This is a genomic window from Streptomyces sp. JLBG701 (assembly GCF_058544905.1).
The window spans coordinates 5,043,976-5,057,263 of sequence record NZ_CM178588.1; the positions used below are offsets into that span (position 1 = coordinate 5,043,976).

11 protein-coding genes are annotated in these 13,288 nt (G+C 68.6%); 4 read left to right on the forward strand and 7 right to left on the reverse strand.

Going from position 1 to position 13,288, the window contains the following annotated elements; genetic code table 11:
- Nucleotides 1–2: 2 nt before the first annotated feature.
- Complete coding sequence (locus AC5DRG_RS23055) at nt 3–1,796, forward strand: prolyl oligopeptidase family serine peptidase (RefSeq protein WP_491812507.1); 1,794 nt, start codon at nt 3–5, stop codon at nt 1,794–1,796.
- 6 nt (nt 1,797–1,802) lie between these two features.
- Here AC5DRG_RS23055 and AC5DRG_RS23060 read toward each other — a convergent pair whose 3' ends face one another.
- From AC5DRG_RS23060 to AC5DRG_RS23075, 4 genes are all read right to left on the reverse strand, one after another.
- Entirely contained in the window at nt 1,803–3,254 is a 1,452-nt protein-coding gene (locus tag AC5DRG_RS23060; protein ID WP_491812508.1) for an aldehyde dehydrogenase family protein, read from the reverse strand.
- The gene (locus AC5DRG_RS23065; protein ID WP_491812509.1) at nt 3,251–4,981 is read right to left on the reverse strand and encodes an N-acyl-D-amino-acid deacylase family protein; all 1,731 of its coding nucleotides are present in this window, start codon (nt 4,979–4,981) and stop codon (nt 3,251–3,253) included. The genes AC5DRG_RS23060 and AC5DRG_RS23065 overlap by 4 nt, the downstream gene beginning before the upstream one ends.
- Before the next feature lie 112 nt (nt 4,982–5,093).
- Entirely contained in the window at nt 5,094–6,212 is a 1,119-nt protein-coding gene (locus tag AC5DRG_RS23070) for an LLM class flavin-dependent oxidoreductase (RefSeq protein WP_491812510.1), read from the reverse strand.
- A 153-nt stretch (nt 6,213–6,365) separates the two neighbouring features.
- Nucleotides 6,366–7,142, reverse strand: coding sequence for an SDR family NAD(P)-dependent oxidoreductase (locus tag AC5DRG_RS23075; protein WP_491812511.1), 777 nt, complete (start codon nt 7,140–7,142; stop codon nt 6,366–6,368).
- A gap of 160 nt (nt 7,143–7,302) precedes the next feature.
- On the opposite strand from AC5DRG_RS23075, the gene AC5DRG_RS23080 reads away from it, so the two are divergent.
- Together AC5DRG_RS23080 and AC5DRG_RS23085 are read left to right on the forward strand one after the other, a co-directional pair.
- The gene (locus tag AC5DRG_RS23080) at nt 7,303–8,028 is read left to right on the forward strand and encodes a hypothetical protein (RefSeq protein ID WP_491812512.1); all 726 of its coding nucleotides are present in this window, start codon (nt 7,303–7,305) and stop codon (nt 8,026–8,028) included.
- A 70-nt stretch (nt 8,029–8,098) separates the two neighbouring features.
- The gene (locus AC5DRG_RS23085) at nt 8,099–8,890 is read left to right on the forward strand and encodes a hypothetical protein (RefSeq protein WP_491812513.1); all 792 of its coding nucleotides are present in this window, start codon (nt 8,099–8,101) and stop codon (nt 8,888–8,890) included.
- Nucleotides 8,891–8,896: 6 nt separating this feature from the next.
- Here the strand turns inward: AC5DRG_RS23085 and AC5DRG_RS23090 are convergent, their stop codons facing one another.
- Nucleotides 8,897–9,565, reverse strand: coding sequence for a LuxR C-terminal-related transcriptional regulator (locus AC5DRG_RS23090; protein ID WP_491812514.1), 669 nt, complete (start codon nt 9,563–9,565; stop codon nt 8,897–8,899).
- Between the two features lie 113 nt (nt 9,566–9,678).
- Nucleotides 9,679–10,632, reverse strand: a complete 954-nt coding sequence (locus tag AC5DRG_RS23095; RefSeq protein ID WP_491812515.1) for an LLM class F420-dependent oxidoreductase — start codon at nt 10,630–10,632, stop codon at nt 9,679–9,681.
- Between the two features lie 253 nt (nt 10,633–10,885).
- Here AC5DRG_RS23095 and AC5DRG_RS23100 point away from each other — a divergent pair, with 253 nt between their 5' ends.
- Nucleotides 10,886–11,770 carry a hypothetical protein gene (locus tag AC5DRG_RS23100; protein ID WP_491812516.1) on the forward strand — a complete coding sequence of 295 codons (885 nt, stop codon included), beginning with the start codon at nt 10,886–10,888 and terminating at the stop codon, nt 11,768–11,770.
- 71 nt (nt 11,771–11,841) lie between these two features.
- Here AC5DRG_RS23100 and AC5DRG_RS23105 read toward each other — a convergent pair whose 3' ends face one another.
- Nucleotides 11,842–13,071 (reverse strand): amidohydrolase family protein, encoded by a 1,230-nt coding sequence (locus AC5DRG_RS23105; RefSeq protein WP_491812517.1) that lies wholly within the window; start codon nt 13,069–13,071, stop codon nt 11,842–11,844.
- Between the last annotated feature and the right edge of the window lie 217 nt (nt 13,072–13,288).

A 13,288-nucleotide genomic window follows, 5' to 3' on the forward strand; every position in this document is an offset into this window, starting at 1 on the left:
CAATGACTCAGGAGCGTTGGAAGACACGATTCACAGCGCCCCGGCCGGGGTTCCCCGACTGGGCCGAGGCCGCGCCGCATCGTTCGCTGTACACCTGCAACACCAGCGGCGCGTGCGAGATCCACGTCTGGGACCGGGCCGCGGACCTGCACCGCCAGGTGACCCGGCGGCCCGCGGGCACCAGCCTCGCCGCCCTCACCGCCGACGGCGAGCGGATCTGGTGGTTCGACGACCGTGACGGCGACGAGTTCGGGCAGTGGATGGCCCAGCCCTTCGACGCGGAACCCGGCACGTCGGCCGTGCCCGCGGCTCCCGGTGTCCCGCCCGGCTATCCCGCGGGTCTCGCTCTCGGCCGTACGCTCACCCTCGTCGCCACCGCCGACGATGAGGGCACCGGCATCTGGATCCTGCGGCCCGGGCAACTCCCCGTACGGACAGCCCAGTACGAGGACGACGTGGAGCTCGTCGCGCTGTCGGCCGACGAACGCACCGCGGTCCTGGTCAGGCCGCGCGCGGACGGCTCACCCGGCACGGAGCTTGAGGTCGTCGCCACCGAGAGCGGCGCGTCCCTGACCGTGGTCACGGACGAGGCGGGCCACAGCCTGGACGCCTTCTCCTTCAGCCCGGTGCCGGGCGACCAGCGTCTCCTGGTCCAGCACGCGTCCGACGACAGCTCCTGGCTCGGTGTGCTGGACCTGGACACGGGTGCCGAGACCCGGGTCGAGTTGCCGGACGGCGACATCGGCGCCCAGTGGTACCCCGACGGCAAGGCCCTGCTGATCACGCTCCAGCACCAAGCCCGCAGCACCCTGCACCGCTACGACCTGGCCACCGGCGAACCGACCCAACTCCCCACACCCGCGGGGACGATCGACGCGGCGGCCGTACGCCCCGACGGGCGCGTCGAGTACCACTGGTCGTCGTCCGCGCACCCCCCTGTCGTACGCACACTGGACGGAGCGGACGACCGTGTCCTGTTCCGGCCGCCCGGCGAGACCCCGCCGCCCGGTCCCGCGCTGGAGGACGCCTGGGTCGACACCCCGGCCGGTGCGCTGCACGTCCTGGTCGCCCGTCCGTCCGCCGCGCCACGCGCCACCGTCTTCCTCCTGCATGGCGGCCCGCACGCCGCCGACCTGGACCGCTACTCCGCCTATCGCTCCGTCTGGACGGACGCGTGCTTCACCGTCGTCCATGTCAACTACCGCGGCTCCACCGGCTACGGCACCTCGTGGCGGGACGCGAACCACGGGCTCCCCGGCTTCCCCGAACTCGAAGACCTGACCGCCGCGTACGACTGGGCGGTCGGCCGTGGGATCGCGGATCCCGGCCGCTGCCTGGTCGCCGGTTCGTCCTGGGGCGGCTTCCTCACCCTCCTCGCACTGGGCGTGCAGCCCGGCCGCTGGATGGCCGGCGTGAGCGAGTCGCCTATTGCCGACCACGCAGCCGCCTTCACCGACCGCCCCGACTTCCTCCAGGCCTTCGACCGCACGCTGTTCGGCGGATCACCGGAGGAACAGCCGGAGTTGTACGTCAAGTGCTCTCCCATCACCTACGCCGAGCGGATCGAGGCCCCGCTCCTGATCCTCACCGGCGAGAACGACCCCCGCTGCCCGGCCAGACAGCTCGACCTCTACCTCGGACGGCTGGCGGAGGAGGGCGTGCGGCACCAGGTCTACCGGTACGACACCGGGCACGGGACCCTGGTGGGCGCCGAACTCATCCGCCAGGCCGCCGCGCAGATCACCTTCGTCACCGAACTCCTCGACCGGCTTGACGAGGCGCGACAGGGGTCGTGATCGGACTCACCCGGGCCACACGATCGCCTGCAACTCGCTGTAGGCGTGCAGCGCGTACGATCCCACGTCCCGCCCCACCCCGCTCTTCTTGAAGCCCCCGAACGGCGCCTCCATGTTCCGCCCGACCGTGTTGACCCCCACCCCACCCGCCCGCAGCCGCCGAGCCACCCGGAACGCACGAGCCACGTCCCCAGACCACACATAGTCGATCAGCCCGTACTCCGAGTCGTTCGCGAGGGCCACGCCCTCGTCCTCCTCCTCGAAGGGGATGACCACGACGACGGGGCCGAAGATCTCCTCCCGGGCGACCCGCATGTCGTTCGTGCAGTCGGCGAGGAGGGTCGGGGACGCGTAGAAGCCCCTTTCCAGCGCCGGGCGTTGGCCGCCCGTCACCACCACCGCCCCCTCCTTCCTCCCCAATTCCACGTACGACTCGACCCGTTCCAGGTGCGCCCGCGAAATCAACGGACCCACCACCGTGTCCGGCTCCCGCGGGTCCCCCACCTTCAACCGGCCCGCATACGCAGCCAGTTGCTCGACCACACGCTCGTACGCTCCCCTCTGCACCAGCACCCGCGTCGGCGCCGTACAGATCTGCCCGCTGTAGAACGAGAACGTCGTCCCGATCCCCGGCACCGCCGCCCCGACATCCGCATCGTCGAAGACGACCGCCGCGCCCTTCCCGCCCAGCTCCATCAGCTGGCGTTTCATGTCCCGGCCGCACACCTCGGCGATCCGTTGCCCGACGGCCGTGGACCCGGTGAAGCTCACCATGTCCACATCCGGGGACGCGACGGCCGCCTCGCCCACCGCCACCGACCGCCCGGAGACGACATTCACGACCCCCGCCGGAACACCCGCCGCCTCCAGCGCCTCCGCCATCCGGTACACCGACAGCGGGTCCTGCGGAGCAGGCTTCACCACCACCGTGTTGCCCATGGCCAGCGCCGGGGCGACCTTGCCGGCCGGGTTGGCCCAGGGGTTGTTGTACGACGTGATGCAGGTGACGACGCCGACCGGCTGGCGTATGGCCAACGCGCCCATCACGCCCGCCTTGCCCATCGGGCCGGCCTCGTTGATCTGCGGGGGCAGGCCCCACTCCGTGGGTTCCACCTTCGCGTACCGCCGGAAGCGGGCCGCGCCCACCCCGACCTGCATGCCGCGCGCCGTCCCCGTCGTCGCGCCCGTCTCCGCCTGGGCCAGTTCGGCGTACGGCAGCAGGTGGCCCTGGATGATGTCGGCGGCCCGCGCCAGTACTGCCGCACGTTCCTCCGCCGGGGTCCGTGACCACGGACCGAAGGCCTCGCGGGCCGCGGCGGCGGCCGCGTGCACCTGATCCCGCGAGGCTTCCGGCGCCCACCCGACGACTTCCTCCGTGGCCGGGTCGATCACCTCGTAGTGACCGCCGTCCGGGTCCACCCACCGGCCGCCGATGAACAACCGCTGCCCATCCGTCACTTCGTGCTCACCGTCCTGGTGTCCCGCCCGGAACGCAGCACCTTCCCCGGCACCGCCCCCGTCACCACGTCGTCCCGGATCGCCTCAACCCCGTTGACCCAGACGGCCCGTACGCCGATCGCCTTCGCGTCCAGCCGCGGACTGTCTCCCGGCAGGTCGTGCACCAGGGTGGCCTTGCCCGCGTCGATCCGCTCCGGGTCGAAGAGGACGAGGTCGGCATGGAAGCCCTCCACCACACGGCCCCGTTCCCGCAGGCCGAACAGCTGCGCGGGATCATCAGTCAGCATCTTCACCGCCTGCTCCAGACCCACCAACTTCCGCCCGCGCAGACAGTCTCCGATGAAACGGGTCGTGTACGGGGCCCCGCACATGCGGTCCAGATGCGCCCCGGCATCCGACCCCCCGAGCATCACGTCCTCGTGCTGCCAGGTCTCGGCCCTGAGCGCCCAGGACGCGGGGTCGTTGTCGGTCGGCATGGGCCACAGGACCGTACGCAGGTCGTCGGCCGCGCAGATCTCGACGAGGCACTCGAAGGGCTCCTGGCCGCGTTCCGCCGCGATGTCCTGTACGACCCTCCCGGTAAGCCCCTCGTTCGCCTCGCTGTACGTGTCCCCGATGACGTAGCGCCCGAAGTTCGCCAGCCTGCGGAAGACGCCCGCCTCCTTGGAGTCGGCCCGCCGCAGCATCTCGGACCGAACCGAGCCGTCCCGCAACTTCTCGATCCGCTCGGGCACCGGCAGCCCCAGGATCGGGCCCCACCCGGGGATGAGGTTCAGCGCGCAGAACGTACCCAGCGACATGTTCATGGGCGTCAGGATCGGCATGGTGAGAGCGACGACCCGCCCGCCCGCCTTCCGGGCCCGTTCGCTCGCGCTCAACTGCCGGGGTACGCGTTCGGGAACGGACGCGTCGATGGTCAGCACGTTCCAGTTCAGGGGCCGGCCCGCCGCCGCGCTCATCTCCACGAACAGGTCGATCTCCGCATCACTGAACTGGTCGAGGCACCCGGCCACGATCGCCTCGATCTGCGTACCCTCGTGCTCACCAACTGCCCGCGAGAGGGCCAACAGTTCGGCGGGCCGCGCATGCCGGGACGCCACCGGCTTCCCGTCCCCGTCGGAGTGCGTACTCGACTGGGTAGTGGAGAACCCCCACGCGCCCGCGTCCATCGCCTCATGGAACAGCCGCAACATCGCGTCGAGTTGACTGTCCGTCGGCTGCCCGCCCACCGCATCCGGCCCCATCACATACCGCCGCAGTGCACAATGCCCCACCATGAAACCCGCGTTGACCGCGATCCGCCCGTCGAGCGCGTCCAGGTACTCCCCGAAACCGTTCCAGTTCCAGGGCGCCCCCTCCTCCAGGGCCACCAGCGACATCCCCTCGACCTTGGACATCATGCGACGCGTGTAGTCGGCGTCGGCGGGCCGGTCAGGATTCAACGGGGCAAGGGTGAAACCGCAGTTGCCCCCCGCGACCGTCGTGACACCGTGGTTGAGGGAGGGGGTCGCGTACGGATCCCAGAACAGCTGGGCGTCGTAGTGCGTGTGAGGGTCGACGAACCCGGGGGCGAGGACGAGACCGCCGGCGTCCTCGACCGTCCGGGCCTCCTCGGTGACGGTCCCGACGGCGACGATACGACCGTCCCTGATGCCGACATCGGCAACGAATCCCGGCGCCCCCGTCCCGTCAACGACGGTCGCACCTTTGATGACGTGATCGAGCATGGGGCTTGCCTCCTTGAACTCCGGGCAGTGTGCCTACCTAAGGGGCGCGGGGAACTGCGCGACCAGCCACAGACAGCCCGCACCCGCCAGACAACCCGCACCCCGACGGCGATCAGGCGCCCTGCCGAAACCGCGTAGTGCGATGCACAGGATCCGTGTCGATCTTCGGAATCACGTGCTCCCCGATCAGCCGAATCGTCTGCAACGTCTCCTCCTTCGGCACCCCCACCGGCAACCCGAAGCTCAACTGATCCGCCCCCGCCTGCTCCCACCGCCGGCACTGCTTGGTGACCTCGTCCGGATCCCCACAGATCACCAACTCCTCCTCGATGAGGAGCTCGACGAACTCGGCGTTGTACTCGGGCAAGGTCTCGGGCCACACAGGGAACCCCTCAGGCCGAGGGAACGTGTCGTGGTACCGGAACACGAGCGAGGGGAGGTAGTGCAACCCACCGCCGACAGCGATCCGTATCGCCTCGTCATGCGTCGGCGCGCAGATCGCCGTAGTCGTCACCATCACGTTGTCGTTGACGAACTCCCCGACCGGCTCGGCATCGACGATCGCCGTCTTGTACTGCTCAAGCACCCACTCCATGTCGGAGACCTTCTGCACGCTGAAGCCGAGAACCCCCAGCCCCTTCTTCGCGGCCATGGAGTACGACGGCGGCGACCCGGCCGCGTACCACATCGCCGGGTGCGACTTCCCGTACGGCTTCGGCAGCACCTTCCGAGGCGGCAGCTGCCAGTGCTTGCCCTGGAAGCCGACGTACTCGTCCTGCATCCACATCTTGGGGAACTCGGCGATGGTCTCTTCCCAGATCTCCTTGGTGTAGTTCATGTCGGTGATGCCGGGGAGGAAGCCGAGGATCTCGTGGGAACCGGCGCCGCGTCCGCTGCCGAACTCGAAGCGGTTCTCGGTGAGATGGTCGAGCATGGCGACCTTCTCGGCGACCTTGACCGGGTGGTTGACCTGAGCGAGGGGGTTGAAGATCCCCGACCCCAGGTGGATCCGTTCCGTCGCGTGGGCCAGATACCCAAGGAACACGTCGTTGGCGGAGAGATGCGAGTACTCCTCCAGGAAGTGGTGCTCGGACGCCCAGGCGTACTTGAAGCCGGACTTGTCCGCCTGGATGACGTACTCGGTCTCCTCCATCAGCGCCTTGTGCTCGGCGAGCGGGTCGGTCTCGGCGCGCTTGCCCACATATCCCTGTACAAAGAGCCCGAATTCCAAGGAGGTTCACCGTCCCCGGTATCTGTTTCTGATGGACCGTCAGATCCCTACTGCCGCCGACTGTGGCACCGCCCGCATGGATGGTCAATAGCCGACGAGCCACTTGCTGACGCCGAGTCAGACACTGAGCCAGACGCCGAGTCAGACGCCGAGTCAGACGATGCTGACCCCCGCCAGCCACCCCCCGTCGATCACGAACGGCTGCCCGGTGATGTACGACGAGTCCTCGCACGTCAGGAACAGTGCGAGCCGCGCGACCTCCTCCGGCCGCCCGATCCGGCCCAGCGGCACGAGCTTGCGGTAGAGCGCGTCGATGGCCTGGCTCATCTCCTCGGTGTCGGCCGCCGGGTCGAGCTGGGCCGGGTTGGACATGGCGGTGTCGATGGCGCCGGGGCACATGGCGTTGACGCGTATGTGCTGCTGGGCCAGTTCCAGGGCGGCTACGCGGGTGAGGCCGAGGATGGCGTGCTTGGTCGCCGCATACGCCCCCACCGCAGCCATCCCGGTCACCCCGGTGTACGAGGCCGTGTTGACGATCGTGCCGCCGCCTGCCGACGCGATCGCGGGCCCGACACTCTTGATGCCGAGGAAGCAGCCGACCTGGTTCACCCGCACGACCTGCATGAACTCGTCGAGGGGCGTGTCCAGGAGGGAGTTGAAGCGCAGGATGCCGGCGTTGTTGACGAGGCCGTCGACATGGCCGTACGCACTCTTCGCGGCGGCGACCGCGGACTGCCAGTCGGCTTCCTCGCCCACGTCGAGGTGGACATAGGTCGCCCCGATCTCCTTGGCGAGGGCCTCGCCCTGGTCGTCGAGCACGTCGGCCACGATCACCGCGGCCCCCTCCGCCCTGAAGAGGCGGGCCTCCTGCTCCCCCTGGCCGCGGGCGGCCCCGGTGACGAGAACGACGCGTCCGTCCAGCTTGCCCATGCGGGCCTCCTCGGGATCGGTGGATGCGGGTCATCGTACCGCCGTATCTGACGAAGCGTCAGATACAGAGAGGAGGCTTGCACAAGCGCACATCAAGTGACCGAGGAGTAGGGACATTTGACTCTGGCCATACCTTCGCTTGACTCCAACAATTCCGGGTATGGCAAAGCGGAGATTGCGCAACAGGAAAGTCAGGTACGTGGCGATCGGTGCGGCTCTCGCGACCGGCGGCGCCATCGTCAGTCTTCTTCCGTCGGCCAACGCGGCCGACGAGAAGACGCCCGAGCAGATCACGCAGATGTGCGACCAATCCAGGAAGATCAACGGAGAGGAGCAGTCACTGGACAGCAGTTTCAGCGACGGTTTCCTGTCCGACAACTGCGATTTCGTCGAGACGAACTTCGAGACCTTCGACGGCCCCACCGAGAAGTCGTCCATCGATTTCCCGAACTGCGAGCCGAACGCCACCGATCCGGCGACGGTGTCCATCACCTGGTCGGCGACGATCGGGCAGGGAGAGGGAAAGTACACCTCCACCCAACAGGGCGGTGGCGGTGGCCTCTTCGGATTCCTGAGCGGGTCCTGGGTCAAGCACAAGGGAACCCTGGACATGACCGTGGAGTCGGCCACGGCCAGCGACACGGAAGAGCGTGAAGTACCGGTCGGCAAGGTGCTCCACATGGAGTTCACACCGAAGATGCAGCGCATGACCGGCGAATGGCGGGTGCGTATCGACGCCCGCGAACAGACCACCGTCCTGCCTGCCAGCCCCGAGGAGAACTTCGTGGCTCCGGAGGTCGTCGAGGGACCCGTCATCCTGCCGGGCGCAGCGGGCGCTCCCGGTGTCGCGGACGGCACCTCCAAGGCGGTCCTGGAGGACTGCTGAGCCTCCTGATCGTCCTCACGAGCACGCCAAATCCGCAGCTCAACACCCGTACACCCCACAGGAGACACCCATGACCCGGACCGGCCGCACGAGAAGCCACCGGAGCAAGAAGAAGCGCATCACCCTGGCCCTGGCCCCCGTGGCGGCCCTCGCGGTGATCGTCCCGCTGATGAACCAGGCGGGTGCCGCCACACCCTCGGAGGTGACCGCCGACTGCGCCGCGGACTCCGACAAGCTGGAGAACTGCGAGTTCGTCGACGTCCAGTTCAAGGCGGACAGCCTCGGCCCCAACGAGCGCGTCTCCGCGGTGACCGACAACTGCGGTTCGACGGGCACCGCGTCGAAGTCCTTCAGCGTGAGCACGAGCGTCACCAGGATCATCGAGCTGGAGGACGGATCCAGCGTCTCGGCAGAAACGAAACTGGGGAACTCGTTCTTCGAGATCGGCGGGAAGTTCAGCACAACGACATACACCATCAAGCGTGACACCACGGCGACCGGCCTGGAATTCACCCGGACGGACACCGTGCAGGCGGACAGCATCGCCTTCTTCATGTGGTCCCACAAGCGCACCGATGTGAGCGGCTTCCTGAAGGCCACGTACAAAGAGGCACAGGACGGCCAGACGGTCTTCTTCTCGCCGAGCGAGGGCGCCGCGACCGTGCACGCCTTCTATCCACAGATCCTGAACAACGGAACGCCCGACGGGCGACTTTGGCTGCGGAATGTGAAATGCGGAACTCCCGAGGCCTCCGGAATCCAGAACTCGGGCAACAGCCTCCGGGCGGAACCCGGATTCGGTGAGGGCGGTGGCAACGTCAGCGACGTGGAAATCCCGCTGTCGGAGATTCCGGCACCCTGATAGTTCTCAGGTGCGAAGCACGGGCGCGACCGGTGTGGCCCCCAGCCACCGCAGGACCGCGTCCGTGCCGCTCCTGGCATCCAGTTTGGCGTAGATGTTGCTGAGGTTGTTGCGGACGGTCTTCTCGCTCAACCGGAGTCGCTGACCGATCTGTTGGGCGCCCAGGCCGGTCGAGAGCAGCTCCATGATCTGCTGCTCGCGCGGCGACAGCAGGGCCCGCAGCCGCTCCATCGCGTCGTCGGTCGCGGCCATCCGCCGGGCGCCCTCCCGCAGGGCGGCGGACGCGGACGGCGAGAGGTAGGTGTGCCCGACGGCGGCTGCCATGGTCGCGGCGGACAGCATGGGATGGCAGTAGTCGGACTCGACGAGGTAGCCGGCCCCGGCCCGGAACACCTCGACCACCGTCTCGGTGTCCTGGCGCGGACTGACGACGATCATCGGAACACTCCGGGCACCGAGAGCCTCCAGCAGCCCCGGAAAGGCTGCCGCCGGATCCTCGCAGTGCAGCACGACGACGTCCGCCGTGGTCTTCCGCAGTCCTCGGTAGGGCGGAGAGACACGCAGCACATCACCCACGAACGGATCGTCCGGGGCCGGCCAGTCCGCATGCGGCCAGGTGTCCCGGGTGCCCTCGGCAGAGGCCAGGGCGACTGAGAGTCGTTGGAGGGATCGCACTTGGGGGGTCCTTCCGCCGGAGCCATCACGTCCGTACGTCCGTACATACGCGACTCGGCGTGAGCATGTTCAAAACTTCAAGGAGAAACAGGCGAGCTGTCTGACAGGTTGCCCTACGGCTCCCTCAGCAGCGGTCCCACCTCTGCGCCGAACGCGGCCATCTGGTCGGTGAGTTCACGTCGGCCCCGGCAGCGGAACCGCACCTGGATCTGGTCCACGCCCATCGCGCGGTACTCCCGCAGCGACTCGGCGAGGGCGTCCGGGGGGCCGGTGATCGTCCGGTGCCCGACGTCCCACGTGGGCTCACCGACGTACAGCGGCTCGGTGATGGCGCCGAAGACGAACGGCCCCTGGATGGCCGCCTGTTCGCGCATCTCCCTGATCCGGGCGATCTGCGCCGGCAGCCGCTCCCGCGAGTCCCCCTGCGGCAGCCAGCCGTCCCCCTTCAGCGCGGCCCGGCGCACGGCGGCGGGTGAGGAGCCGCCGACCCAGAGGGGGACGCGGTCCTGCGCGGGGCGGGGCAACTGCCCGAGCCCTTCGAAGTCGTACAACTTGCCATGGTGTACGGGGAATTCGTCCGGCCCGAGGGCGGCGCGCAGGGCGTCGATCGTCTCGTCGAGTACGGCGCCCCGGTGCCGGAAGTCCGCCCCGACCGCCTCGAACTCCTCCTCCACATGCCCCGCGCCGACACCGAGGAGCAGCCGCCCGCCGGAGAGGTGGTCGAGGGTGGCGTACTGCTTGGCGGTCAGGAGCGGGTGGCGGAGTCCGACTACGGCCACGTGACTGAGCAGTTGGACGCGTTCGGTGACGCCCGCGAGAAAGGAGAGGGTGGCTACGGGGTCGTACCAGACCGTGCTCATCGCGGACGCGAGGCGGCGCGGGATGGCGACGTGGTCGCAGCTCGCGACGTAGGCGAAGCCGGCCCGGTCGGCGGCCCGGGCGATCTCGACGAGGTCGCCGGCTCCGGCGCCCGCCTCCCACTCCTCGGCGTAGATGGTGCTCTGGGACTGGACGGGGAGCTGCATGCCGTACGCCGGCCACCCTGTCGGCAGGTCTTGGATGGACATGCGCCCTCCTGGCTGCATCGAAGCGAATCTGACGATCCGTCAAATAGCTTGAGGAGTCATCGTCTTGCCTGTTGTCCCATCAAGCAAGGGGTGTGCGAGCGCCCCGCCGGAATGTCCAGCTCTACCCCCGATTGACCGCGGGTTGTCGCGTTCACGTCTCAGGCGTGTCACCGGGTGAGGGCGCCCTAAGCCCGGCCCCGTAGTGGGTGGCGGCGGCTCGGGAGGTCCGGGCGCCAGACACGGGGAGACCGACATGATCCGCAACCGCATCGCCGCGATCGCCGCTACCGCAGCCGCCGCATCTCTGCTGCTCACCGCCTGCAACGGCGCCGACGGAGCCGCGTCCACGAGCCGGCAGAACGCCGGTTCGGCGCTGCAGAGCATGAACTTCAACAGCGGTACGGCGAAGCAGAACGACGCCACGCCCAAGACCGGCGACTGGGCCAACAGCCCCGGTAAGCCCGCGACCACCCCGGTCGCCAAGAAGTGGGTGCAGTTGAGCGCGGCTCAGGCGGGCGACCTGAACCCGGTCGTCGTCAACGGCGCCGGCTTCACCCTCTACCGCTTCGACAACGACACCGCGAACCCCTCCAAGTCGAACTGCAACGACGCCTGCGCCACCACCTGGCCGCCCGTCGTCGTCGCCCCCGGCGGCAAGATCTTCATCGACGGTGTGGACAAGTCCGACGTCGGCGTGGTCAAGCGCGACGACGGCAACCTCCAGGTGACCATCGGCGGCTGGCCGGTCTACCGCTTCAGCAAGGACCTCAAGCCCGGTGACACCAACGGGCAGGGCGTGGGCGGCACTTGGTTCGGCGTGACGCCGGACGGCCAGAAGGCGGGCGCGGTCGCCGAGGAGGAGCAGGGGGACTCGGCAGACGGGAACGCGGTCGCTCCCGCCACCAGCGTCACCCTCTCCGACGAGGTCGACTTCGGTGACCCGTCCGAGGGTCTGGCCGGCTCCGGCTGCCAGAACGTCGGCCGCGACGACAGCGCCTCCTCCCTCCAGGCCTCCGGCGCCCTGAAGATCTGGACCGAGAAGGACTGCAAGGGCGAGTCGAAGGTGGTCGAGGGCAACATCGCCGACCTCGCCACGATCGGCTTCGACAACGCGATCTCGTCGGTGTTCTTCGGCTGACGGTCGGCACTTCGGCACTACGGTCTCGGGCCGCGTCTCCCTTCCTTCCTGGGGGCCGCGGCCCTGCCGCTTCAAGCCCCCGCCCACAGCCCGTCGTCCGTGAGCCCCAGCAGCTCGATCGCGTTCCCTCGTACGATCCGCTCGACGACGTCCGCGTCCAGGTGCCCCATCTGGGCCTCGCCGACCTCCCTCGACTTGGGCCAAGTGGAGTCGGAGTGCGGGTAGTCGGTCTCGTAGAGGACGTTTCCGACGCCGATGGAGTCGAGGTTCTTCAGCCCGAAGGCGTCGTCGAAGAAACAGCCGTAGACATGCTCGGCGAAGAGCTCGGACGGCGGACGGTGCACCTTGTCGGCGACCCCGCCCCACGCCCGGTTCTCCTCCCACACCACGTCGGCGCGCTCAAGGATGTAGGGAATCCACCCGATCTGCCCTTCCGCGTACATCACCTTCAGGCTCGGGAATCGCTCGAACTTCCCGCTCATCAGCCAATCCACCATCGAATAGCAGCAGTTGGCGAAGGTGATGGTGGAGCCGACGGCGGGCGGGGCGTCCGCGGACGTCGACGGCATACGGCTGCTGGAGCCGATGTGCATCGCGATGACGGTGCCGGTGTCGGCACAGGCCGCGAGGAACGGGTCCCAGGCGTCGGTGTGGACGGAGGGGAGTCCGAGGTGCGGGGGTATCTCGGAGAAGGCGACGGCGCGGACGCCGCGGGCGGCGTTGCGGCGGACCTCGGCGGCGGCGAGCTCGGGGTCCCAGAGGGGGATGAGGGTCAGCGGGATGAGGCGGCCCTGCGCCGCCGGGCCGCACCACTCCTCCACCATCCAGTCGTTGTAGGCCTGGACACAGAGGAGGCCGAGGTCGTGGTCGGCGGCCTCGGTGAAGGTCTGGCCGCAGAAGCGGGGGAAGGTGGGGAAGCAGAGGGCGGACTGGACGTGGTTGACGTCCATGTCGGCGAGCCGGGCCGGGACGTCGAAGGACCCCGGGCGCATCTGCTCGTAAGTGATGACTTCGAGCTTGATCTCGTCCCGGGAGTATCCGACGGCGGTGTCGAGTCGGGTGAGGGGCCGGTGCAGATCCTCGTAGATCCACCAGTCGCCGATGGGTCCGTCGTCGCCCGGCTGGCCCATGACGGGCTTGAACCGGCCGCCGAGGAAGGTCATTTCCTTGAGCGGGGCACGGACGGTGCGCGGGCCGGTGTCCAGGTATTTCTTCGGGAGCCGGTCCTGCCAGACGTTCGGGGGTTCGACGGTGTGGTCGTCGACCGAGATGATCTTCGGGAGGGTCTCGTGGGCATCCATGTCGGCCACGGTAGCGCTGATCTGACGGTCCGTCAGCTAGTGGGGAGGGGGCTGGGTGGAGCTTGCGGATGCGTGGGTGGATGCGCGGGTGTGTGCACTTGTGTGCGAAGAGGTTGTGAGGGGGTTGTGGTATCCCGCACGCCTCTCTGTGAGTGGTGCCTTTCACAGCTGACGCATCCGCCCTGAACAAGGCAAACTGGCTGGGTTGTCATGACGT